The 21,853-nt window shown below is 73.1% G+C and carries 20 protein-coding genes; 13 read left to right on the top strand and 7 right to left on the bottom strand.

Annotated features, from left to right (window positions below; all coding sequences use genetic code 11):
- Positions 1–56 precede the first annotated feature (56 nt).
- The gene (locus E4U92_RS16915; RefSeq protein WP_137301255.1) at positions 57–632 is read left to right on the top strand and encodes a TetR/AcrR family transcriptional regulator; all 576 of its coding nucleotides are present in this window, start codon (positions 57–59) and stop codon (positions 630–632) included.
- Positions 633–683: 51 nt separating this feature from the next.
- Here the strand turns inward: E4U92_RS16915 and E4U92_RS16910 are convergent, their stop codons facing one another.
- The 7 genes from E4U92_RS16910 to E4U92_RS16880 form a co-directional block, all read right to left on the bottom strand.
- Complete coding sequence (locus E4U92_RS16910) at positions 684–1,901, bottom strand: TerD family protein (RefSeq protein WP_137301303.1); 1,218 nt, start codon at positions 1,899–1,901, stop codon at positions 684–686.
- 95 nt (positions 1,902–1,996) lie between these two features.
- Positions 1,997–2,986, bottom strand: a complete 990-nt coding sequence (locus E4U92_RS16905; RefSeq protein ID WP_137301254.1) for a zinc-dependent alcohol dehydrogenase family protein — start codon at positions 2,984–2,986, stop codon at positions 1,997–1,999.
- On the bottom strand, positions 2,983–3,813 hold the full coding sequence (locus E4U92_RS16900; protein WP_137301253.1) for a carbohydrate ABC transporter permease: 831 nt from the start codon (positions 3,811–3,813) through the stop codon (positions 2,983–2,985). The genes E4U92_RS16905 and E4U92_RS16900 overlap by 4 nt, the downstream gene beginning before the upstream one ends.
- Positions 3,810–4,748, bottom strand: a complete 939-nt coding sequence (locus tag E4U92_RS16895) for a carbohydrate ABC transporter permease (RefSeq protein ID WP_137301252.1) — start codon at positions 4,746–4,748, stop codon at positions 3,810–3,812. The genes E4U92_RS16900 and E4U92_RS16895 overlap by 4 nt, the downstream gene beginning before the upstream one ends.
- Positions 4,745–6,115 (bottom strand): ABC transporter substrate-binding protein, encoded by a 1,371-nt coding sequence (locus E4U92_RS16890; RefSeq protein ID WP_137301251.1) that lies wholly within the window; start codon positions 6,113–6,115, stop codon positions 4,745–4,747. Before E4U92_RS16890 ends, E4U92_RS16895 begins: the two co-directional genes overlap by 4 nt.
- A 113-nt stretch (positions 6,116–6,228) precedes the next feature.
- Complete coding sequence (locus E4U92_RS16885; protein ID WP_137301250.1) at positions 6,229–6,996, bottom strand: DeoR/GlpR family DNA-binding transcription regulator; 768 nt, start codon at positions 6,994–6,996, stop codon at positions 6,229–6,231.
- Between the two features lie 437 nt (positions 6,997–7,433).
- Positions 7,434–8,243: an NAD-dependent epimerase/dehydratase family protein gene (locus E4U92_RS16880; RefSeq protein ID WP_137301249.1), complete on the bottom strand. Its 810-nt coding sequence runs from the start codon at positions 8,241–8,243 to the stop codon at positions 7,434–7,436.
- Positions 8,244–8,545: 302 nt separating this feature from the next.
- Here E4U92_RS16880 and E4U92_RS16875 point away from each other — a divergent pair, with 302 nt between their 5' ends.
- From E4U92_RS16875 to E4U92_RS16820, 12 genes are all read left to right on the top strand, one after another.
- Positions 8,546–9,499, top strand: coding sequence for a 5-dehydro-4-deoxyglucarate dehydratase (locus tag E4U92_RS16875; protein WP_137301248.1), 954 nt, complete (start codon positions 8,546–8,548; stop codon positions 9,497–9,499).
- Positions 9,496–10,653 carry a hypothetical protein gene (locus tag E4U92_RS16870; RefSeq protein WP_137301247.1) on the top strand — a complete coding sequence of 386 codons (1,158 nt, stop codon included), beginning with the start codon at positions 9,496–9,498 and terminating at the stop codon, positions 10,651–10,653. Before E4U92_RS16875 ends, E4U92_RS16870 begins: the two co-directional genes overlap by 4 nt.
- A 90-nt stretch (positions 10,654–10,743) precedes the next feature.
- A complete protein-coding gene (locus E4U92_RS16865) occupies positions 10,744–11,328 on the top strand; it encodes a TIGR03086 family metal-binding protein (protein ID WP_137301246.1) in 585 nt (194 codons plus the stop codon).
- 237 nt (positions 11,329–11,565) lie between these two features.
- A complete protein-coding gene (locus E4U92_RS16860) occupies positions 11,566–12,234 on the top strand; it encodes a GntR family transcriptional regulator (protein ID WP_137301245.1) in 669 nt (222 codons plus the stop codon).
- Complete coding sequence (locus E4U92_RS16855) at positions 12,231–13,142, top strand: dihydrodipicolinate synthase family protein (protein ID WP_137301244.1); 912 nt, start codon at positions 12,231–12,233, stop codon at positions 13,140–13,142. Before E4U92_RS16860 ends, E4U92_RS16855 begins: the two co-directional genes overlap by 4 nt.
- A complete protein-coding gene (gene araD / locus E4U92_RS16850) occupies positions 13,139–14,881 on the top strand; it encodes an L-arabinonate dehydratase (RefSeq protein ID WP_137301243.1) in 1,743 nt (580 codons plus the stop codon). Before E4U92_RS16855 ends, araD begins: the two co-directional genes overlap by 4 nt.
- Before the next feature lie 120 nt (positions 14,882–15,001).
- Positions 15,002–15,937, top strand: coding sequence for a carbohydrate ABC transporter permease (locus E4U92_RS16845; RefSeq protein ID WP_137301242.1), 936 nt, complete (start codon positions 15,002–15,004; stop codon positions 15,935–15,937).
- A complete protein-coding gene (locus E4U92_RS16840) occupies positions 15,934–16,830 on the top strand; it encodes a carbohydrate ABC transporter permease (RefSeq protein WP_137301241.1) in 897 nt (298 codons plus the stop codon). The genes E4U92_RS16845 and E4U92_RS16840 overlap by 4 nt, the downstream gene beginning before the upstream one ends.
- The gene (locus E4U92_RS16835; RefSeq protein ID WP_422070797.1) at positions 16,830–18,026 is read left to right on the top strand and encodes a Gfo/Idh/MocA family protein; all 1,197 of its coding nucleotides are present in this window, start codon (positions 16,830–16,832) and stop codon (positions 18,024–18,026) included. Before E4U92_RS16840 ends, E4U92_RS16835 begins: the two co-directional genes overlap by 1 nt.
- Positions 18,023–18,868, top strand: a complete 846-nt coding sequence (locus E4U92_RS16830) for a DUF6807 domain-containing protein (RefSeq protein WP_137301240.1) — start codon at positions 18,023–18,025, stop codon at positions 18,866–18,868. The genes E4U92_RS16835 and E4U92_RS16830 overlap by 4 nt, the downstream gene beginning before the upstream one ends.
- On the top strand, positions 18,865–20,388 hold the full coding sequence (locus tag E4U92_RS16825) for a glycoside hydrolase family 43 protein (protein WP_137301239.1): 1,524 nt from the start codon (positions 18,865–18,867) through the stop codon (positions 20,386–20,388). The genes E4U92_RS16830 and E4U92_RS16825 overlap by 4 nt, the downstream gene beginning before the upstream one ends.
- A 90-nt stretch (positions 20,389–20,478) precedes the next feature.
- Positions 20,479–21,819, top strand: coding sequence for an ABC transporter substrate-binding protein (locus E4U92_RS16820; protein WP_137301238.1), 1,341 nt, complete (start codon positions 20,479–20,481; stop codon positions 21,817–21,819).
- The last annotated feature ends 34 nt before the right edge of the window (positions 21,820–21,853 follow it).

Genomic DNA, 21,853 nt, shown 5'->3' with positions numbered 1-21,853 from the left:
CGGGGCGAAGTGGTGGACCATGCGGGCAGGAGACCGCTGCTCGCGAGGAGACGTGGATGACGCAGGTCAAGGCCATGCGCGCGGACGCCCGGCGCAATTACGAACGGCTGCTGCGGGCGGCCGCCGAGGCCTTCGCCGAGCACGGGGAACGGGCCTCGCTGGACGACATCGCCAAGCGGGCCGGCGTCGGCTCGGGCACGCTGTACCGCCACTTCCCGACCCGGCAGGCGCTGCTGGAGGCGGCGTACGTCGACCGCGTCCAGGCGCTGGCCGCACGCGCCGACGACCTCGCGGCCCGGCTGCCGCCGGGGGAGGCGCTGACCGAGTGGCTGTACGAGGTGTGCGTCGGCGGCATCGAGGTGCGCGGCCTGAAGTCCCTGCTGGGCTCGGCGGTCACCGACGGCAGCACGGCGGCCGGCACCCCCTGCGGCACCGCCGTCACGGGCGCCGCGACCCGGCTGGTCGTCGCCGCCCGGCGGGAGGGCACTCTGCGCCCCGACGTCGAGCCGATCGAGCTGCTGCGCCTCGCCCACGGCGTGGCCACGGCCTCGGAGCTGGCCGACGACGGCCCCCGCCACATCCGCCGCTACCTGTGCCTCCTGACGGAGGGCCTGCGCCCGGCGGCCGGGTGAGGGACGGCCGCGCGGGGCGCCCGCCGGGGACGCCCCCCGGGCGGCCGGCCGTTACAGCGCCTGCGCGCCCGGCTTCACCATGTTCCGCACCGTGCGCGCCTTCACGAAGTCGCCGAGCGCCGTCATCTCCCACTCGCCGGAGAACTGACGGATCAGCTTGGCCATCAGCACGCCCGTCTGGGGCTCGGCGTTGGTCAGGTCGAAGCGGACCAGCTCCTCGCCGGTGGTGGCGTCGAGGAGGCGGCAGTACGCCTTGGCGACCTCGGTGAACTTCTGGCCGGAGAAGGAGTTCACCGTGAACACCAGGCCGGTGACGTCCTGCGGGAGGCGGCCGAGGTCCACGGTGATGGCCTCGTCGTCGCCACCGCCCTCACCGGTGAGGTTGTCCCCGGAGTGGCGGATCGCGCCGTTCACGATGGTCAGCTTGCCGAAGTAGCAGCTGTCGATGTGGTTGCGCTGCGGGCCGTAGGCGATGACCGAGGCGTCGAGGTCGATGTCCTTGCCGCGGTAGGCGGGCTCCCAGCCCAGGCCCATCCGCACCTGCGACAGCAGCGGGCGGCCGCCCTTCATCAGGGACACCGTCTGGTTCTTCTGGAGGCTGACCCGGCCCTTGTCGAGGTTGATCTTCCCGGTGCCGGCAGCGGGGGGTGCGGGCGGCGCGGGCGGCATCGGGGGCGCCGGCGGGGCGGCCTGCGGCTGGGCCACGGGCGCGGGCGGGGCGGCCTGGGGGGCGGGCGCCGGGGGAGCGGCCTGCGGGGCGGGGGCCGGCTGGGCCGGTTCCTCCACCGTCACGCCGAAGTCCGTGGCGATGCCGGCCAGTCCGTCGGCGTAGCCCTGGCCGACCGCGCGGGCCTTCCAGGCGCCCTGCCGGCGGTAGATCTCCACGACGACCAGGGCCGTCTCGGTGCCCAGCCGCGGCGGCGTGAACGTGGCCAGCACGCTGTTGTCGTCCGCGTTGCGCAGGGTGGCCGTCGGTTCCACGCCCTGGAAGGTCTGGCCCGGGGCGTCCGGGCTCGCCGTGACGACGATCCTCTCGATGGCCGGCGGCACCGCCGCGGTGTCCACCGTGACGGCGTCGGGGCCGGCGCCGCCGCCCGAGCGGTAGGTCACGCCCGGGCCGGCCGGCTGGTTGTAGAAGATGAAGTCGTCGTCGGAGCGCACCTTGCCGTCGGCGGTGAGCAGCAGGCCCGACACGTCGAGCCGCACCGGAGCGGCGACGTCGACCGTCACGCGCGCGGCCGTGAGGGGGATGTTCGAGCCAGGGGTCATAGCTGTCATGCCCCGAGAACGATCGGACCCGCTTTACCGTTCCCTTACCGACCGCCGTTCGGCGGAGCCGCGCACCGGACCACGCGAACGGGCCCCTACGGCACCACCACGATCTTGCGGCCGACGCCCGCCGCGAACTGTTCCAGGGCCTCGGGGTAGCGCTCCAGCGGCACCCGGTCGCTGATGAACACGTCGGGGTCCAGCACCCCGTTCGCGAACAGCTCCGCGGCGCGCTCGAAGCTGTGCAGCACGGCCATCGAGCCGGTGATGGTGATCTCCTGGTTGTAGATGCGGTACGGGTCGATGGTGACCCGGGTCGCGTAGTCGGCCACGCCGAACTGCAGGAACGTGCCCGCCTTCGCCACCCGTCCCAGGCCGTCCTGGATGGCGGCCGCGTTGCCGGTGGCGTCGACCACGACGTCCCAGCCCTGCGGCCGCTCCAGCTCGTCCGCGCCGGTCGCCGACCCCGTCACACCGAGGCGGCGCGCGGTCCGCAGCCGCTCCGGGTTGACGTCGACCACGTCCACGCTCGCCGCGCCGGTGCGCTTGGCCAGCTCCAGCATCATCAGGCCCATCGTGCCCGAGCCGTAGATCAGCACGTGGGCGCCGAGGCGGGACCGCAGCACGTCGTAGCCGCGCACCGCGCACGACAGCGGCTCGATCAGCGCCGCGTCCTCGCTGCGCACGTGCTCGGGGAGCTTCACGCAGTTGGCGACGGGGGCCACCGCGTAGTGGGCCGCGCCGCCCGCCGTGGTCACACCGATCGCGGCCCACCGCTCGCACAGGTTGTTGTGACCGGTGCGGCAGTAGCGGCACTCGTGGCAGTACAGGGAGGGGTCCACGGCCACCCGGTCGCCTACCGCGACCTCGGTGACCTGGGTGCCGACGCCGACCACCTCGCCCGCGAACTCGTGGCCCGGCACGATCGGCAGCTTCGGCGCGAACTCGCCCTGCAGGATGTGCAGGTCGGTGCCGCACAGGCCGCACGCGGCGACCTCCACGACGACGTCGCGCGGCCCGGGCGTCGGGTCCGGCACCTCGGTGACCACGGCACGGCCCACGGACTCGATGACGGCGGCCTTCATTTCACGGCTCCCAACGACAGGCCCTGGACCAGCTTGTCCTGGGCGGCGAACCCCGCGGCGAGCACCGGCAGGGAGACGACGAGCGACGCGGCGCACACCTTCGCCAGGAACAGGCCCTGGCTGGTGATGAAGCCGGTCAGGAAGACGGGGGCGGTCTCGGCGACCACGCCCGTCAGGACCCGGGCGAACAGCAGTTCGTTCCAGCTGAAGATGAAGCAGATCAGCGAGGTGGCGGCGATGCCCGGCAGCGCGATGGGCGCGACCACGCGGGCCAGCACGGTCGGCAGGCGGGCGCCGTCGATCTGGGCCGCCTCGATCACCGCGACGGGCACCTCGGCGAGGAACGACTGCATCATCCACACCGCGATCGGCAGGTTCATGGAGGTGTACAGGACGACCAGCAGCCAGATGTTGTCGAGCATCCCGGCGTTCTTCGCGAACAGGTACACCGGCAGCAGGCCCGCCACGGCCGGCAGCATTTTCGTGGACAGGAAGAAGAACAGCACGTCGGTCCACTTGCGCACCCGCCGGATCGACAGCGCGTACGCCGCCGGCAGGGCCAGCAGCAGCACCAGCAGCGTGGACGCCACCGACGCCACCGCGGAGTTGAGCAGGGCCGGCCAGGGGCTGGCGCCGCCGCCGGTGCCGAAGAACTCGCGGTAGCCGTCCAGGGTGAACGCGGCCGTGAAGGAGGGCGGGTTGGTCGCCGCGTCGGCCTCCGAGTGGAACGACGTCAGCGCCATCCAGGCGATCGGCAGGAAGAACACGATCCCGGCGAGCCAGGCCAGCAGGCCGAGACCGCCCCGGCGTACGGTCGTCGCGGTCATGCGCGCGACACCTCCTCGCGGAACAGGGACGACACCACGCGCAGGGCGAGGGTCGCGATGACGAGCGAGCCGATGACCACCAGGACGCCGGCCGCCGAGGCGAGGCCGTTCTCGTGGGCCTGGTAGAAGCTCTGGTAGACGGTGTAGGGCAGGTTGGCGGTGCCCAGGCCGCCCGACGTGATCGTGAAGACCGCGTCGAAGTTCTGCACGATGTAGATCGAGCCGAGCAGCGCGCCGAGTTCGAGGTAGCGGCGCAGGTGGGGCAGCGTCAGGTGGCGGAAGATCTGCCAGTCGCTCGCGCCGTCCACCCGGGCGGCCTCGATCTGCTCGGGGTCGCGGCTCTGCAGTCCGGCGAGCAGGATGAGCATCATGAACGGCGTCCACTGCCACACCAGCGACGCCTCGACCGCGAGCAGCGGGGTGTGGGAGATCCAGTCCGGCTGGGGCCCGCCGACGTAGTGCAACAGGCCGTTGAACAGGCCGTACTCGGGGTTGTAGAGCACGTGCTTCCACAGCAGCGCGGCGGCGACCGGGACCACCAGGAACGGCGCGATGAGCAGCGTGCGCACCACGCCCCGGCCGCGGAACCTGCGGTCCAGCAGCAGGGCCAGGGCCAGCCCGAGGACCAGGCTGGCGATCACCACGGCCGCGGTCAGCAGCACGGTCGTGCCCACCGAGCGGCGCAGGTCGGCGTCGGTGAGGACCTGGTGGTAGTTGTCGAACCCGGTGAAGCGGCGGGCGTCGGGGTAGAGGGCGTTCCAGTCGAAGAAGGAGATCACCAGCGTGGCCACGAACGGCAGCTGGGTCACGGCGATCATGAAGATCAGGGCGGGCAGCAGCGGGGCGCGGGTGCTCCAGGCGCGCAGCCGGGCGGACGGCCGGCGCACCGCCGGGACGGGCGCGGTGCTGAGGGGGGTCGTGGTCGTGGCGGTCATCGTCCCTCGTACTCCTCGGAGATGCGCTCGGCGAGCTTCTGGGACTTCCTCAGGGCGGACTCGACCGACTGGCGGCCGGCGATGGCGGCGCTGATCTCCTGCGAGACCTTGGTGCCGAGGTCGGTGAACTCGGGGATGCCGACGAACTGGATGCCGGGCGCCGGGCGCGGCTGCACCCCGGGGTCCTTCGGCCGGGCGCCCTCGATGGCCGCCTTGGTCATCTGCTGGAAGGCGGCGGCCTCCTTGACGTAGGCGGGGTTCGCGTACGTCGAGGCGCGCTTGCCGGCCGGGACGTTCGACCAGCCGATCGTGTCGCCGACGAGTTGCTCGTAGTCCTTGCCGGACGCCCAGGAGACGAACTTCCACGCCTTGTCGGCGTTGCGGGACGCCTTCTGGATGCCCCAGGCCCAGGTGTACAGCCAGCCGGAGGATCCGGTGCGCTCGACGGGCGCGGGCGCGTAGCCGACCTTGCCCTTCACCGGGGAGCCGGCCGCCTCCAGCGAACCGGCCGCCGACGTGGCGTCGTACCACATGGCGACCTTGCCCTGGGTCATGTTGTTCAGGCACTCGGCGAACCCGGACTGCGCCGCGCCCGACTCGCCGTGCTCGCGCACCAGGTCGACGTAGAAGCTCGTGGCCCGCTTCCACTCGGGGGAGTCGAGCCGGGCCTTCCAGCCCTTGTCGAACCAGGTGCCGCCGAAGGTGTTGACGACGGTGGTGAGCGGGGCCATCACCTCGCCCCAGCCGGGCAGTCCGCGCAGGCAGATGCCCTTCATGCCGGGCCGGGCCCCGTCCACCCGCGCGGCCAGGTCCGCGATCTGCTGCCAGGTGGGGTGCGCGGGCATGGTCAGCCCCTGCTGCGCGAAGACGTCCTTGCGGTACATCAGGAAGGACGACTCGCCGTAGAACGGCTGGCCGTAGAGCTTGCCGTCGTCGGCGGTCAGCGACTCGCGCATCGGCTTCAGGACGTCCTGCTCGTCGTACGCCGGGTCCCCGGCGACGTAGGAGTCCATCGCGTGCAGCCAGCCGTTGCGGGCGTAGATCGGGATCTCGTAGTTGGACAGGGTCGCGACGTCGTACTGGCCGGCCTGGTTGGCGAAGTCCTGGCTGATCTTGTCGCGGACGTCGTTCTCGGGCAGGACGGTGAAGTTGACCTTGATGCCGGTGGACTTGGTGAAGTGCGCGGCGGTCAGCTTCTGCAGCTCGGTCATCTGGGGGTTGTTGACCATCAGGACGTTGATGGCGTCACCGCCGGATCCGGCCCCGCCCGCTCCGACCCAGCAGCCGGAGAGCAGCGGGGCGAGCAGCGTCCCTGCGGCGGCCGCGGCGAGCATTGCGCGCGGCCTCCGTCGGCTCTGGGTTCGCATGGATCGCTCCTGGACGTAGGGACATGAGGACATGACGACATAGGGACGTGACGTCATGACGACGTGGAGGAAGAGAACAGCGGAGGGGAGAAGGTGACGTGGGGGTGGCGGCCTCAGGCCCGGACGACCTGGGGGCCCATCAGGGAGTACCGGTGGGCCTCGGCCGACGGCAGCAGCGTGCTGGTCACGATCGTCTCCAGCGTGCCGATGTCCGCGAACCGGCAGAAGCTGACCGCGCCGAACTTGGTGTGCACCCCGGCGAAGACCGTGCGCCGCGCGGCCCGGATCGCCTGCGCCTTGACCTCGCTGACGGCCGGGTCGGGGGTGGTGAGGCCGTGCTCGCGGGAGATGCCGTTGGCGCCGATGTAGGCCAGGTCCAGGACGAACCCCGCCAGCATCCGGGTGGTCCAGTGGTCGACGGTGGCGAGGGTCCCGGAGCGGACCCGGCCGCCGAGCAGCAGGACGGTGGTGTTCTCGGCCTCGGCCAGGGCGCCCGCCACGGGCAGGGAGGCGGTGACCACGGTCAGCGGCCGGTCGCGGGGCAGCGCCTCGGCGATGAGCTGGGGGGTGTAGCCCTCGTCGACGAAGACCGTCTCCGCGTCGCCGAGCAGTTCGGCCGCCGCGGTGGCGATCCGGCGCTTCTCGGGGACGTGGCTGGTGGCGCGGAAGGCGAGCGTCGTCTCGAAGCCGGCGCTCTCCACGGGGTAGGCGCCGCCGTGGGTGCGGCGGACCAGGCCGTGGTCCTCCAGGGCGCGCAGGTCGCGGCGCACGGTCTCCTTGGCCACGCCCAGTTCGACTGCGAGCGCGGCGACGTCGACCGAGCCGGCGGCGCGTGCCACCCGTACGATCTCGCGCTGGCGTTCTTCCGCGGTCCTGGTCATGGCCGACTCCCCGCCTCCTGCCGTGTTGCCCGTTCGGGCCCTCGGTGGGCTCATGGGGGAAGTTCTACAGGGGGTGCGCGGCGCCGACCAGGTCTGTTGCCGAGGTGATACTGCCCGGGTGTGCCCGTTCGGTCGGCGGCCTGCCCGGAGCGGGCCGCGGGTGCGGGCGGCGTCGGGACGGACCGGGGGCGGAGGTTTCGTGGCTGCTCAGAGGGGTGTCACGGTACTCGCGGCGTGCGGTTCGGGTCGTCTCCCGCGGAGCTTCCAGGACGGTGTGCTGCCCGGGTGCGGTGCCCGGATGGACCGCACGGGGGCCCGTTCGGTGCCCGGATGCGCGCCGGGCGGGCCCGTTCGGTGCCCGCCCGCCGCGGGGAGCGACGGTTTTCCGTCACTTCCGACGGCGGCGCCGCCCGTCGCTCCCCTTCGGTGAGGTGTCGTCAGTACGGCCAGATCGGCGGGTCGTTGACGAAGTGGCCGCCCAGGTACGCGTGCGAGACGGTCTCCTCGTCCAGGTCGCCCTGTGCGGCGATCAGCTTCTCGGCGTACGGTTCGGAGTCGTCGCGCGGCTCGTAGCCGAGCGCCCGCGCGCTCGACAGGTCCCACCACAGGCGGGTGTTGGCGGAGGAGCCGTAGACGACCGTGTGGCCGACGTCCGGCGCGGTCAGGGCCGCGTGGAACAGGCGGGCGCCGTCGGCGGGGCTCATCCACACCGAGAGCATCCGCACGCTGGTCGGCTCCGGGAAGCAGGAGCCGATGCGCACCGAGACGGTCTCCAGGCCGTGCTTGTCCCAGTAGAGCTGGGCCAGGTCCTCCCCGAAGCACTTGGACAGCCCGTAGAAGGTGTCCGGCCGGCGCGGCGTGTCGACCGGGATGAGCGGGTCGTCGCCCCGGGGGCGGGGGGTGAAGCCCACCGCGTGGTTGGAGGAGGCGAAGACGATACGGCCGACGCCCTCCTCGCGGGCGGCCTCGTAGAGGTGGTAGGTGCCCTCGATGTTCGCGCGGAGGATCTTCTCGAACGGGGCTTCCAGGGAGATGCCCGCGAGGTGGATGATCGCGTCGACGCCCCGCACGGCCTCGCGCAGGGCGTCCCGGTCCGAGAGGTCCGCGACGACGGCGTCCGGCTCGTCCTCGATCGGCCGCACGTCCAGCAGGCGCAGCGTGTAGCCGTACGCGGGGAGCAGGCCCCGCATCAGGGTGCCGACGCCACCGGCGGCGCCGGTGAGCAGGACGGTGCGCGGAGCGGGCATCCTCGGGTCTCCTTGATCGACGGGTGTCGACGGGTCTCGGCGGGTGTCAGCCGGTGTCAGCGGGTGTCGACGGGTGTGGGCGGCTCTCAACGGCCGCGTGCGTAAACGCCATTCACATGCGTGGACACGCTAGGGAGCGGGACCCGGCCCGTCAAGTGCCGGACGGGTCGCCCCCGCCAGTGCTGTCCTGCCGTTCTTCCCGCTTGACCGGCCCGGTAGGGCGCCTTAGCGTGACCGTGTTCAGAAATATGGACACCAGTCAGAGACGTGCACCGGTCAGCGCCTGCTCCGAGGGAGAGCCCGTGACGCCAGCCCCGTTCGCCGCCCGACTCGCCGTGCCCAGCGGGCCGTTGTTCTTCCCCGTCACCGCCTTCGGCCCGGACGGCTCCCTCGACCTGGACGTCTACCGGGCGCACGTCCGCCGCGGGGTCGAGGCGGGCGCGGCGGCCGTCTTCGCCTGCTGCGGCACGGGGGAGTTCCACGCGCTCACCCCCGAGGAGTTCGAGGACTGCGTGCGCGCCGCCGTCGAGGTCACCGGCGGACGCGTCCCGGTCGTCGCGGGCGTCGGCTACGGCACCGCGCTCGCCGTCCGCTACGCCCGCCTGGCCCACGCGGCGGGCGCCGACGGACTGCTCGCCCTGCCGCCCTACCTGGTGGTCGCCGGACAGGAGGGCCTGCTGCGCCACTACCGCGAGGTCACCGCCGCCACCCCGCTCCCGGTGATCGTCTACCAGCGCGACAACGCCGTGTTCACCCCCGCCACCGTCGTCGGACTCGCCCGCACCGAAGGGATCGTCGGCCTCAAGGACGGCGTGGGCGACTTCGACCTGATGCAGCGCGTCATCAGCGCCGTGCGCACCGAGGTGACCGGCGACTTCCTCTACTTCAACGGCCTGCCGACCGCCGAGCAGACCCAGCTCGCCTACCGCGCCCTCGGCGTCCCGCTCTACTCCTCGGCCGTCTTCTGCTTCGCGCCCGAGATCGCCCTCGCCTTCCACCGCGCGCTGCACACCGGGGACGACGCCACCGCCCGGCGGCTGCTGGACGGCTTCTACCGCCCCTTCGTCGAACTGCGCGCCCGGGGCCGCGGGTACGCCGTCGCGCTGGTCAAGGCTGGCGTGCGGCTGCGCGGCCTGGACGTGGGGGAGGTGCGGCCGCCGCTGCACGAGCCGGGCGAGGACCACGTCAAGCAGCTCGCCCAGCTGATCGAGCGCGGCCAGGCGCTGCTCGACGAGGACAGCACGGAGGACAAGTGAAGGCGTCGGCGTTCGTCTACCCCTGGGACGTCAACGGGGACCCGCAGGCCCCCGCACGGATCGCCGCGCTCGGCGTGCGGCAGGTGACCCTCGCCTCCGCCTACCACTCCACGCGCGCGTTGACCCCCCGCCACCCCCGCCACCGCGTCGTCACCGCCGCGTACGCGGCCGCCCTGTACCCGCCGGGCGAGCGCTGGGAGGGACGCGCCCTGCGCCCCCACCCGGCCGGCGACTGGGCCCCGGGCGACGCCTTCGGCGAGGCGGCCGCCGCCCTCGGCGACGCCGGTCTGGAGGTCCACACCTGGGTCGTCCTCGCGCACAGCTCCCGCCTGGGCGCCGAGCACCCGGACACCTCCGTGGTCAACGCCTACGGCGACCGCTACCCCTGGGCGCCGTGCATCGCCCAGCCCGCCACGCGCGCGTACCTCGTCGACCTCGCCGCCGAGGCCGCCGTGCGCCCCGGTGCGGCCGGCACCGAGCTGGAGTCCCTCGGCTGGTACGGGCTGGCGCACCTGCACGCCCACGACAAGACCGGCGGGGTCGGCCTGGGCGACGCCGGCCACTACCTGATGTCCCTGTGCTTCTGCGCCGCCTGCCGGGCCGGCTACGGCGGGCAGGGCCTGGACGCCGACGCGCTCGCCGCCGCCGTACGCCAGGCGCTGGAGCCGCTGTGGCGGGGGGCGCCGGACGACGGGGGCTGGGCGGGGGTCGAGAAGCTGCTCGGGCCGGACACGGCGGCCGCCACGCGCGCGTGGCGCGACACGACCGCGCGTTCCCTGCAGGAGCAGGCCGTCGCCGCCGTGCGCGCGGCGGCGCCCGACGGCTTCCAGGTGCTGCTGCACGCCGACCCGGTCACCCACCACACCGGCGCCAACGCGGGCGTCGACCCCGCGCACGTGCTGTCCGTCGCGGACGGCGTGGTGGTGCCCTGCACGGGCGGCCCCGGCCTGCTCACCCCCTTCGCCGAGACGGGCGCGGACGCCGTCCTCGCGGCCAACTTCACGATCGTCTCCGGCATGGGGGGCCACCCGGCCACCCTCGCCGCGGACGCGTCCCGCGCGCGTGAGCTGGGTGCGACGGAGCTGCGCCTCTACCACGCGGGCCTGGCCTCGGACGCGGACCTGGAGGCGGTGCGGGAGGCGCTGCGCGGCTGACGCGGCGGGCCTCCGGCGACGACCGATGAATTCCGGGCAGGCGCGCGGTCCACCCTCCGGTAGGGATTCCCGTCTCCCGGAGGAGCACCCATGTCCGACCCCACGACGCTCGACCTCGGACCGCAGGCGCTGGTCGTCGCCCGGCTCGCGGAGGGGGTGACGGACGCCCAGCTGGGCGGTGCGACGCCCTGTCCGCAGTACGCGGTGCGTCATCTGCTGGGGCACCTGGCCGGCCTCTCGGTGGCGTTCCGCGACGCGGCCCGCAAGGACTTCGGGCCGGCCACCGACACCCGGCCGGACGCGAGCCTGCCCGACGTCGGGCCCGGCTGGCGCACGGAGCTGCCCAAGGTCCTGGAGGAGCTGGCCGACGCCTGGCGCGACCCGGCCGCCACGAGCGGCATGACCCGCGCCGGCAGCATCGACCTGCCCGCCGAGGTGGCCTTCGCCGTGGCCGCCGACGAACTGGTCGTGCACGGCTGGGACCTGGCCCGCGCCACCGGCCAGGAGTACGTCCCCGACCCGGCCGCGCTCGGGGCGGCCCACGCCTTCCTGCTGCAGGTGGCGCAGGGCGGCGGTGAGGGCCCCTTCGGCCCGCCCGTCCCCGTCCCCGACGACGCGCCGCTCCTCGACCGCGCCGTGGGCCTCAGCGGCCGCGACCCGCACTGGACCCCGTGACCGCCCCGGCTCCCGCGCGCCCAGGGCCGCCCGTCCCCGCCACCGGGGGCGGGCGGCCCTTCTTTCCGCCCCCACCTGCGCCTTCGCGCCGCCGCCCCAGGTTTCTGTGTCGGAAGCATTGACGAAACACGGGCCCCCTCCTACCTTCAACGCGTCGTACTTCGTACGTCATATATGAGACGCGATACACGAGATCAGATACACCGAGATCTGACACGTGACTTCCGAGAGGCGCGCATGACCTCTGTGCCCACGCCGATTCCCTCCCGTACGCAGTACGTGCTGGAGGAGATCAAACGCCGCATCCTCACCGGGCAGCTCACGCCCGGCCAGGCCCTGGTCGAGACCGAGCTCGCCGCGCAGTTCGGGGTCTCCAAGACCCCGGTGCGCGAGGCGCTCAAGACCCTGGCCGGCACCGGGCTGGTCGTGATGAGCCAGTACAAGGGCGTCACGGTGCGCATGGTGGACGCGGACATGGCGCGCGAGGTCTACGACGTGCGGCTGCTCCTCGAACCCGAGGCGCTGCGCCGGGCGGTGCGCCGGGGCGCCTCCCTGGACGCCGCCCGCGACGCCCTCACCCGGGCCGACGACGCCACCGACACCGCCGAACGCTCCCTCGCCAACCGGGAGTTCCACCGCGCCCTGTACGTGCCGTGCGGCAACCCGCTGCTCGGCCGGATGCTCGACGAGGTCCGCGACCAGGCCGCCCTGGTCTCCGCCGTGGCCTGGGCCGCCGACCCCTCCTGGGAGCGCGAGGCCGGCGAGCACCGGGAGATCCTGCGCCTGGCGCTGGCCGGCGACGCGGACGGCGCGGCCCGCGCCCTGCACGCCCACATCGCGTCCTTCGTCGAGCGGGCGTTCCCCGGGGCGGACGTCCCCGCATCCCACCAGGAGGGCCAGGAATGAGCAGCGTGGTGTTCGAGAGCCAGCGTGCGGCCCTGGCCGACGTGGTCGCCATCCCGGTGACCCCGTTCGCCGAGGACGGCTCCGTCGACCGGCGGACCCACCGGGCGCTGCTGCGCCGGCTGCTCGACGCCGGGATCACCACCCTCACCCCCAACGGCAACACCGGCGAGTTCTACGCCCTCACCCCCGAGGAGCGCCGCCTGGTCACCGAGCTGACCGTCGAGGAGAGCGGCGACCGCGCCGCCGTCCTGGTCGGCGTCGGCCACGACATGCCCACCGCCGTCGCCTCCGCCCGGCACGCCCGCGAGCTGGGCGCCCGGATGGTCATGGTCCACCAGCCCGTCCACCCCTACGTCGCGCAGAGCGGCTGGGTCGACTACCACCGCGCCATCGCCGAGGCCGTCCCCGACCTGGGCGTCGTGCCGTACATCCGCAACGCCCAGCTCCCCGGCGCCCGCCTCGCCCAGCTCGCCGACGCCTGTCCCAACGTGATCGGTGTGAAGTACGCCGTGCCGGACGCCGCGAAGTTCGCCGCGTTCGCCCGCGACGCGGGCCTGGACCGCTTCGTGTGGGTCGCGGGCCTCGCCGAGCCGTACGCGCCCTCGTACTTCTCGGCCGGCGCCACCGGCTTCACCTCGGGCCTGGTCAACGTCGCCCCGTCCGTCTCGCGCGACATGATCGAGGCGCTGCGGGCCGGCGACTACCCGGCCGCGATGAAGGTCTGGGAGCAGATCCGCCGCTTCGAGGAACTGCGCGCCGCCAACGGCAGCGCGGACAACGTCACCGTCGTCAAGGAGGCCCTCGCCTCGCTCGGGCTGTGCCGCCGGGACGTGCGCCCGCCCAGTCGGCTGCTGCCCGACACGGAACGGGCCGAGGTGGCCGCCATAGCCGCGGGGTGGTCGTCGTGACCGCACCCGGACCGCCCCGAAGGAACCCCGAGGACCTGCGCAGCCACCAGTGGTACGGCACCGACGGGCTGCGCTCGTTCAGCCACCGCGCCCGCACCCGCCAGCTCGGCTACCTGCCCGAGGAGCACCTCGGCAAGCCGGTCGTCGCGATCCTCAACACCTGGTCGGACATCAACCCCTGCCACGTCCACCTGCGCGACCGCGCCCAGGCCGTCAAGCGCGGGGTGTGGCAGGCGGGCGGCTTCCCGCTGGAGTTCCCGGTCGCCACGCTGAGCGAGACCTTCCAGAAGCCGACCCCGATGCTCTACCGCAACCTGCTCGCGATGGAGACCGAGGAGCTGCTGCGCTCCTACCCGGTGGACGGCGCGGTGCTCATGGGCGGCTGCGACAAGACGACGCCCGCGCTGCTGATGGGCGCCGCCTCCGCCGACCTGCCCACCGTGTTCGTGCCCGCGGGCCCGATGCTGCCGGGCCACTGGCGCAACGAGGTGCTCGGCTCCGGCACCGACATGTGGAAGTACTGGGACGACAAGCGCGCCGGACTCATCGGCGACTGCGAGCTGGCCGAGCTGGAGAGCGGCCTCGCCCGCTCGCCCGGCCACTGCATGACCATGGGCACCGCCTCCACGCTCACGGCCGCCGCCGAGGCGCTCGGCGTCACCGTGCCCGGCGCGTCCAGCATCCCGGCGGTCGACTCCGGGCACGACCGGATGGCCGCCCGAGCGGGCCTGACCGTCGTCGAACTGATCCACCGCGGCCGGAAGGTGAGCGACATCCTCACCCGGGAGGCCTTCGAGGACGCGGTCACCACCGTGCTCGGACTCGGCGGCTCCACCAACGCGGTGATCCACCTGATCGCCATGGCGGGCCGCGCCGGAGTGCGGCTCACCCTCGACGACTTCGACCGCATCGCCCGCACGGTCCCGGTCCTCGCCAACGTGCGGCCCGGCGGACGGACGTACCTCATGGAGGACTTCCACTTCGCGGGCGGACTGCCCGGCTTCCTCTCCCGGATCCCGGACCTGCTCCACCTGGACCGGCCGACCGTCTCCCACGACACCCTGCGCGAGCAGATCGAGGGCGCGCGGGTGCACCACGACGACGTGATCCGCCCGCGCGACAACCCCGTCGCGGCCGAGGGCGGGGTGGCCGTCCTGCGGGGCAACCTCTGCCCGGACGGCGCGGTGATCAAGCACATCGCCGCCGAGCCGCACCTGCTGAAGCACACCGGCCCCGCGGTCGTCTTCGACGACTACCGGACCATGCAACGCACCATCGACGACCCGTCGCTCGGCATCACCGCCGACAGCGTCCTGGTGCTGCGCAACGCCGGCCCCAAGGGCGGCCCCGGCATGCCCGAGTACGGCATGCTGCCGATCCCGGACCACCTGCTCAAGCAGGGCGTGCGCGACATGGTCCGCATCTCCGACGCCCGGATGAGCGGCACCAGTTACGGCGCCTGCGTCCTGCACGTGGCACCCGAGTCCTACGTCGGCGGGCCGCTGGCCCTGGTGCGCAGCGGCGACCTCGTCACCCTCGACGTCGAGGCGCGCAGCCTCCACCTGCACGTGGACGACGCCGAACTCGGGCGGCGCCGCGCCGCCTGGACGCCGCCGCCCACCCGCTACGAGCGCGGCTACGGCGCGCTCTACAACGAGCAGATCACCCAGGCCGACACCGGCTGCGACTTCGAGTTCCTCGCCCGCCCGGGCCGGGTCGCGGACCCGTACGCGGGCTGAGCACCGCCCCTCCGCACGCCCCGGCACGCCCCGCACGCTCCCGCACCGCCCCCGGCCCGGCCGCACCGCGCCACCGGAGCAAGCGCTTCCCGCACGACGTACCGAGAACGGAGAACAGTCATGGCCCAAGCCGCAGCCGTGGCGAGACCGCCCGCGCCACCGAGGCGGCGCCGTGCCTCCGCCACCCCGCGCAGACTGCCGTACCTGCTGATCGCGCCGGCGGCCCTGCTGATGCTGGGCTTCATCGCCTACCCGGTGATCAGCGTCTTCTACTACAGCCTGCAGCACTACAACCCCACCAAGCCGTGGCGCAACGGCTACGCGGGCCTCGACAACTTCGTGCGCATCTTCACCAACGACCCGCAGTTCTGGGACACGCTGACCTTCAGCGCCCAGTGGGTCCTCGCCGAGGTCGGCCTGCAACTGCTGTTCGGCCTGGCGCTCGCGCTCATCGTCAACCAGACCTTCGCCGGGCGGGCGCTGGGCCGGGCCATGGTGTTCTCGCCGTGGGCCGTGTCGGGCGTGCTGACCTCCGCGATCTGGGTGCTGCTCTACAACTCACAGACCGGCATCACCCGTTACCTCGCCGACCTGGGCATCGGCTCCTACGGCACGAGCTGGCTGTCGGACACCTCCACCGTCTTCCCGGCGGCGGTCGTCGCCGACCTGTGGCGCGGGGTGCCCTTCTTCGCGATCCTCATCCTCGCCGACCTCCAGTCCGTCTCCAAGGACCTGTACGAGGCCGCCGAGGTGGACGGGGCGGGCCGGCTCCAGCAGTTCCGGCACATCACCCTGCCCCACCTGAAGGACGCGATCGTGCTGTCCACGCTGCTGCGCGCCGTGTGGGAGTTCAACAACGTCGACCTGCTCTACACCCTGACCGGCGGCGGCCCGGCCGGCGAGACCACCACCCTGCCGCTGTACATCGCCAACACCAGCGTGGACGCCCACAACTTCGGTTACGCGTCCGCCCTGACCACCGTCGCGTTCGTGATCCTGCTCTTCTGCTCGATGGTCTACCTGCGCCTGAGCAAGTTCGGAGGTGAGTCCAAGTGATCACCGAGGAGGCCACCCAGGCCGCACCCGCCCCCGCGCGCGCCACGCCCGGGCCGTCCCGCCCGGCCGCCCGCCACCGCGCCTGGGACGAGGTGCCCCGCTGGCACATCTACCTGCCCCTGTCGGTCTACCTGGTCTTCACCCTGGTCCCGTTCTACTGGATCGTGCTGTTCGCGCTGCGCCCGGCCGGCTCCACCTCGCTGGTGCCCTGGCCCGTCACCTTCGACCACTTCGAGAAGGTGTGGACCGAGCGCAGCTTCGGCACCTACTTCCAGAACAGCGTCCTCGTCGGGCTGTGCACGCTGGTGATGACGACCCTGGTCGCGCTGGCCGGCGGCTACGCGCTCGCCCGCTTCGACTTCAAGGTCAAGCGGGGGTTCATGCTGGCCCTGCTGTGCTCCCAGTTCGTGCCCGGCGCCCTGCTGCTGGTCCCGCTGTTCGAGATCTTCGCGAAGCTGCAGCTCATCAACTCGCTCGGCAGCGTCATCCTCGCCGAGACCGTCTTCCAGCTCCCGCTGTCGATGATCCTGATCAGCAACTTCATCAAGAACGTGCCGTACTCCCTGGAGGAGGCGGCCTGGGTGGACGGCTGCAACCGGCTGACGGCCTTCCGGATCGTCGTGCTGCCGCTGCTGCGCCCCGGCCTGATCGCCGTCGGCTCCTTCGCCTTCGTGCACTCCTGGAACCACTTCCTGTTCGCCCTGATGTTCCTCAACAACCAGGACAAGCAGACGATCCCGGTCGGCCTCAACACCCTGATGAGCGCCGACAGCGTCGACCTCGGCGCCCTCGCCGCGGGCGGCATCATCGCCGCCGTGCCCGTGGTGCTCGTGTTCGCCTTCATCCAGAAGTGGCTGATCACCGGCTTCAGCGCGGGGGCGGTGAAGGGATGATGACGAACCGTCACCGCGGCGGCGGCGCAACCCAGATGCCGGTCCCCGTCGTGCTGGCCGGCGCACGCGGCCACGGACGCTGGCACCTGGACAACCTCCGCCGCCTCCAGGACAAGGGCATCGTCCGCCTGGCCGGCCTGTGCGAGCTGACCCCGCTCACCCCCGACGAGATCCCCGAGGGCCTCGGCACCCCCGAGCAGTCCGCCGACCTGGGCGCCCTGCTCGACACCACCGGCGCCCGGATCGCGGTCGTCTGCACCCCGATCCCGACCCACACCGGCCTGGCGCTCACGGCCGCCCGCCGCGGCGTGCACCTGCTCCTGGAGAAGCCGCCCGCCCCGTCCTACGCCGAGTTCCGCCGCCTGGCCGACGGGGTCGCCAAGGCCGGCGTGGCCTGCCAGATCGGCTTCCAGTCGCTCGGCTCCCACGCCCTGCCCGCCATCCGCCGGCTGCTCGCCGACGGGGCGATCGGCGAGGTCACCGGGGTCGGCGGGGCCGGCGCCTGGTCCCGGCCCGAGGCGTATTACCGGCGCGCCCCCTGGGCCGGCCGGCGGCGCATGGACGGCGCCGACGTCGTCGACGGCGCGCTGACCAACCCGCTCGCGCACGCCGTCGCCACCGCCCTCGCCCTCGCCGGCGCCACCCGCGCCGAGGACGTCACCGGTGTCGAGGCCGAGCTGTGGCACGCCAACGCCATCGAGTCCGACGACACCTCCTGCGTGCGCGTCACCACCGCGGCCGGCCACCACGTCACCGTCGCCGCGACCCTGTGCGCCGAACACCCCGGTGAGCCGTACGTCCTGGTGCACGGCACCCGCGGCCGGATCACCCACTGGTACAAGCAGGACCGGGTGCTGCTCCAGCGCGCCGGCCACGGCCCCGAGGAGTTCGAGCACGGCCGCACCGACCTGCTGGAGAACCTCGTCGAGCACCTCGTCGACGGCGTGGACCTGCTCGTCCCGCCGGACGCCACCGGCGCCTTCATGAAGGTCGTCGAGGCGGTCCGCACCGCCCCCGACCCCGCCCCGCTGCCCGCCACCGCCTGGCGCCCCGTGCCCGAGGAGCGGCGCCGGGTGGTGCCCGGCGTGGACGCCCTGGTCGCGGCCGCCGCCGACACGCTGTCCCTGTACTCCGAGCTGGGCGCCGGCTGGACGCGGCCCGTCCCGGACCCGCCGGGAGAGGAGAGCCCCCGATGACCACCGACGACGTCACCGTGCTGCGCGTCGCGGGCCGCCCGGTCGCCCGCTACGTCACCCGGCCCGAGCTGCCCGCCCGGCTCGCGCCCCGCCCCTACCTGCACCCCGTCACCACCCTGGCCGGCACCACGGTCACCGAGCTGACCCCCGCCGACCACGCCCACCACCTCGGCGCCGGTGTCGCCGTTCCCGACGTCGAGGGGACCAACTTCTGGGGCGGACGCACCTACGTGCGCGACCGCGGCCCGACCGAGCTGGACAACCACGGCGCCCAGCGGCACACCGGCTTCCCCCTGCGCGACCCCGACGGCTTCGTGGCCGAACTGCGCTGGGTCGCCGCCGGGGCGGAGCTGCTGCGCGAGCGCCGGACCGTCGCCGCCACCGGACTCACCGCGGCCGCCTGGGCGCTGGGCCTCACCTTCTCCCTCACCAACGTCACCCCCGGCCCGCTCTCCATCGGCAGCCCCGCCACCAACGGGCGCCCCGGAGCGGCCTACGGCGGGTTCTTCTGGCGGGCCCGCAAGGAGGACCGCGCGCCGGACGCCTTCACGCCGGACGCGGAGGGCGAGGACGAGGTGCACGGCCGCCCCGCCGACTGGCTGGCCCTCGCGACGGACCGGTGGACCCTGGTGTTCGCGGGCGCCACCGACGCCACCCGCCGCGACCCCTGGTTCGTGCGCACCGCCGAGTACCCCGGCGTCGGCTCCTCGCTGGCCTCCGAGCGGCGGCTGGTCGTGGCCCCCGGCGACACGGCCGTACGCCGGATCGTCACCGTCGTCGTCGACGGCCGCCTGGACCGCGGCGGGGCGGCGGCGCTGGTGCGCAAGGCGGTGGGCACGTGACGACGTACACCAACCCGGTGCTGGACGCCGACTGGTCCGACCCGGACCTGGTCCGCGTCGGTGACGACTTCTACCTCACCGCCTCCAGCTTCGGCCGCGTGCCCGGCCTGCCGCTGCTGCACTCGCGCAACCTGGTCGACTGGACCCTGGTCGGCCACGCCCTCGAACGCCTCGAACCGGAGGAGGAGTTCGTCCGCCCCCGGCACGACGGCGGGGTGTGGGCCCCCTCGATCCGCCACCACGACGACCGCTTCTGGATCTTCTGGGGCGACCCCGACCACGGCGTCTTCCAGGTCAACGCCCACGACGCCAGGGGCCCGTGGACCCGCCCGCACCTGGTGAAGGCGGGCCGGGGTCTGATCGACCCGTGCCCCCTGTGGGACGAGGAGACCGGCGAGGCGTACCTCGTGCACGCCTGGGCCAGGTCCCGGTCGGGCGTGAAGAACCGGCTCACCGGCCACCGGATGCACCCGGAGGGCACCTCGCTGCTCGACGAGGGCACGGTGATCGTGGACGCCGACCGCATCCCCGGCTGGTTCACCCTGGAGGGCCCCAAGCTCTACCGCCACGACGGCTGGTTCTGGATCCTCGCGCCCGCCGGGGGAGTGGAGACCGGCTGGCAGGGCGCCTTCCGCTCCCGCGGGTTCTTCGGCCCGTACGAGGAGCGCATCGTCCTGGAACAGAAGGACACCGAGGTCAACGGGCCCCACCAGGGCGGCTGGGTGCGCACCCCGTCCGGCGAGGACTGGTTCGTGCACTTCCAGCAGCGCGGGGCGTACGGCCGGGTGGTGCACCTGCAGCCGATGCGCTGGGACGGCCCGGGAGGCTGGCCGGTGATCGGCGACGACGGCGCCCCCGTCCTCGTCCACCGCAGGCCCGCCCTGCCCGGGCAGCCGCCCGCCGCGCCCGCCACCGATGACGACTTCCCCGGCGGCCGGTACGGCCGGCAGTGGCAGTGGACGGCCAACCCGTGGGCCGGCTGGGCCACCCGGCACTCCGGCGACGGACTGCGCCTGGCCTGCGTCCGCACGTCCGACGCGCACGACCTGCGCAGGCTGCCCCACGTGCTCACCCAGCGGCTGCCGGGCGCGCCCTCGGTCGTCGAGGTGGACCTGGAACTGGCCGCGCGGGAGCCGGGGGCGCGGGCCGGGCTCGCCGTCCTCGGGGACGCCTACTGCTGGATCGGGCTCCAGCGCGGGACCGACGGGACGGTCCGCCTGGTGCACCGGTTCGCCGAGCCGGCCGCCGACGCGGAACGCGACGCCGGGCACTCCCGCCCGGCACCCGAGGGGCGGGTCCGGCTGCGGATCGAGACGGCCCCGGGCGCCCGCTGCCGCTTCTCCCACGACCTCGGCGGGGGCTTCGAGCCGTCGGGCCCGGTCTTCGCCGCCACCCCCTGGCGCTGGGTCGGGGCCCTGCTCGGCCTCTTCGCCCTCGCCCCCGCCGGTCCCGCGCACGGGGAGGAAGAGGGACACGCGGGAGCGGCCGTCTTCACCCGGTTCCGGATCCGCCCGCTGTAACCCGCCGACCCCCGCCCGCCCGACGGGAGCCGCGCGGACGCACATCCGCCCAGCAAGCGCTTACTCGACGCCACAGAAAAGAGCCGACCAATGAAGACCAGCATGAGCAGAAGCAGGCGGGCCGCCGTGGCCGTCGCCCTGGCATCCGTGCTCGCCCTGACCGCCACCGCCTGCGGGGACGACGGCAGCGGCGCCGGCGGCGACAAGGGCTCCGAGGGCAGCGGCAAGGGAAAGATCGTCTTCTGGGACAACAACGGCGGTGTGCGCACCGACGTCTGGAAGGAGATCATCGCCGACTTCGAGAAGGCCCACCCGGACATCGACGTCGAGTACGTCGGCATCGCGGCCACCGAGTACCAGTCCAAGGTGGACACCGCCCTCCAGGGCGGCGGCCTGCCCGACGTCGGCGGGGTGGGCGCGGCGATGCTCGCCGGGTTCTCCGCGCAGAACGCGCTGGAGCCGCTCGACGGGCGGCTGGCGAAGTCCTCGCTCAACGGCCTGCTCAACAAGGACATGCTCACCTCGCTGAAGGCCGCGGGCGGCCGCGACGGCCGGCTGTACTCGGTGCCGACGTCCGCCAACAACGGCGTCCTGTACTACCGCACCGACCTGTTCCGGAAGGCCGGCCTGGAGGCGCCGACCACCTGGGACACGTTCTTCAAGGCCGCCGCCGAGCTGACGGACACGGGCAGGAACGAGTTCGGATACACCATCCGCGGCGGCGCCGGCTCCATCGCCCAGGCCCTCGACGCGATCTACGGGCAGTCCGGCATCACCTCGTTCTGGAACGGCGACAAGACCACCCTCAACGACCCCGAGAACGTGGCCGCGCTGGAGAAGTACGCCGGGCTGTACAAGAAGGCCACCCCGGCCGCCGACGTCAACAACGACTTCACCAAGATGGTCGCGCAGTGGGACTCCGGCACCATCGGGATGCTCAACCACAACCTCGGGTCCTACCAGGACCACGTGAAGGCGTTCGGCGCCGACCGGTTCCGGGGCATCCCGCTGCCGACGCAGCCCGACGGCAAGCGGGTCCAGGTCTCCAACCCGGTGGACGGGCTCGGTCTGTTCAAGAGCTCCGAGAACAAGGAAGCCGCCTGGAAGTTCATCGAGTTCGCGGCGTCGCGCGCGGAGAACTCCAAGTTCAACGAGTCGGCGGGGCAGGTCCCGGCCAACACGCAGGCCGCGCAGGACACCTGGGTGCAGAAGTCCGAGCCGACGAAGCTCGCCGCTCAGGCGCTGAGCGACGGTTCGACCACGATCGTGCAGCTTCCGTACTACCTGCCGGACTGGAACACGATCTCCAAGGCGGACAACGAGCCGAACTTCCAGAAGGTGCTGCTCGGGAAGATGAGCGCGAAGAAGTTCCTGGACACGCTCGCCGACCAGCTCAACAAGGCGCAGGCCGAGTGGAAGCGGCAGGGCTAGCCGCCGGCTGAGCGGGTGCCGGGTTGCGTCGGGG

Origin of the sequence: Streptomyces galbus (assembly GCF_005280195.1) — a bacterium.
Lineage (GTDB): Bacteria > Actinomycetota > Actinomycetes > Streptomycetales > Streptomycetaceae > Streptomyces > Streptomyces galbus.
This window is presented reverse-complemented; position numbering and strand designations above follow the sequence as displayed.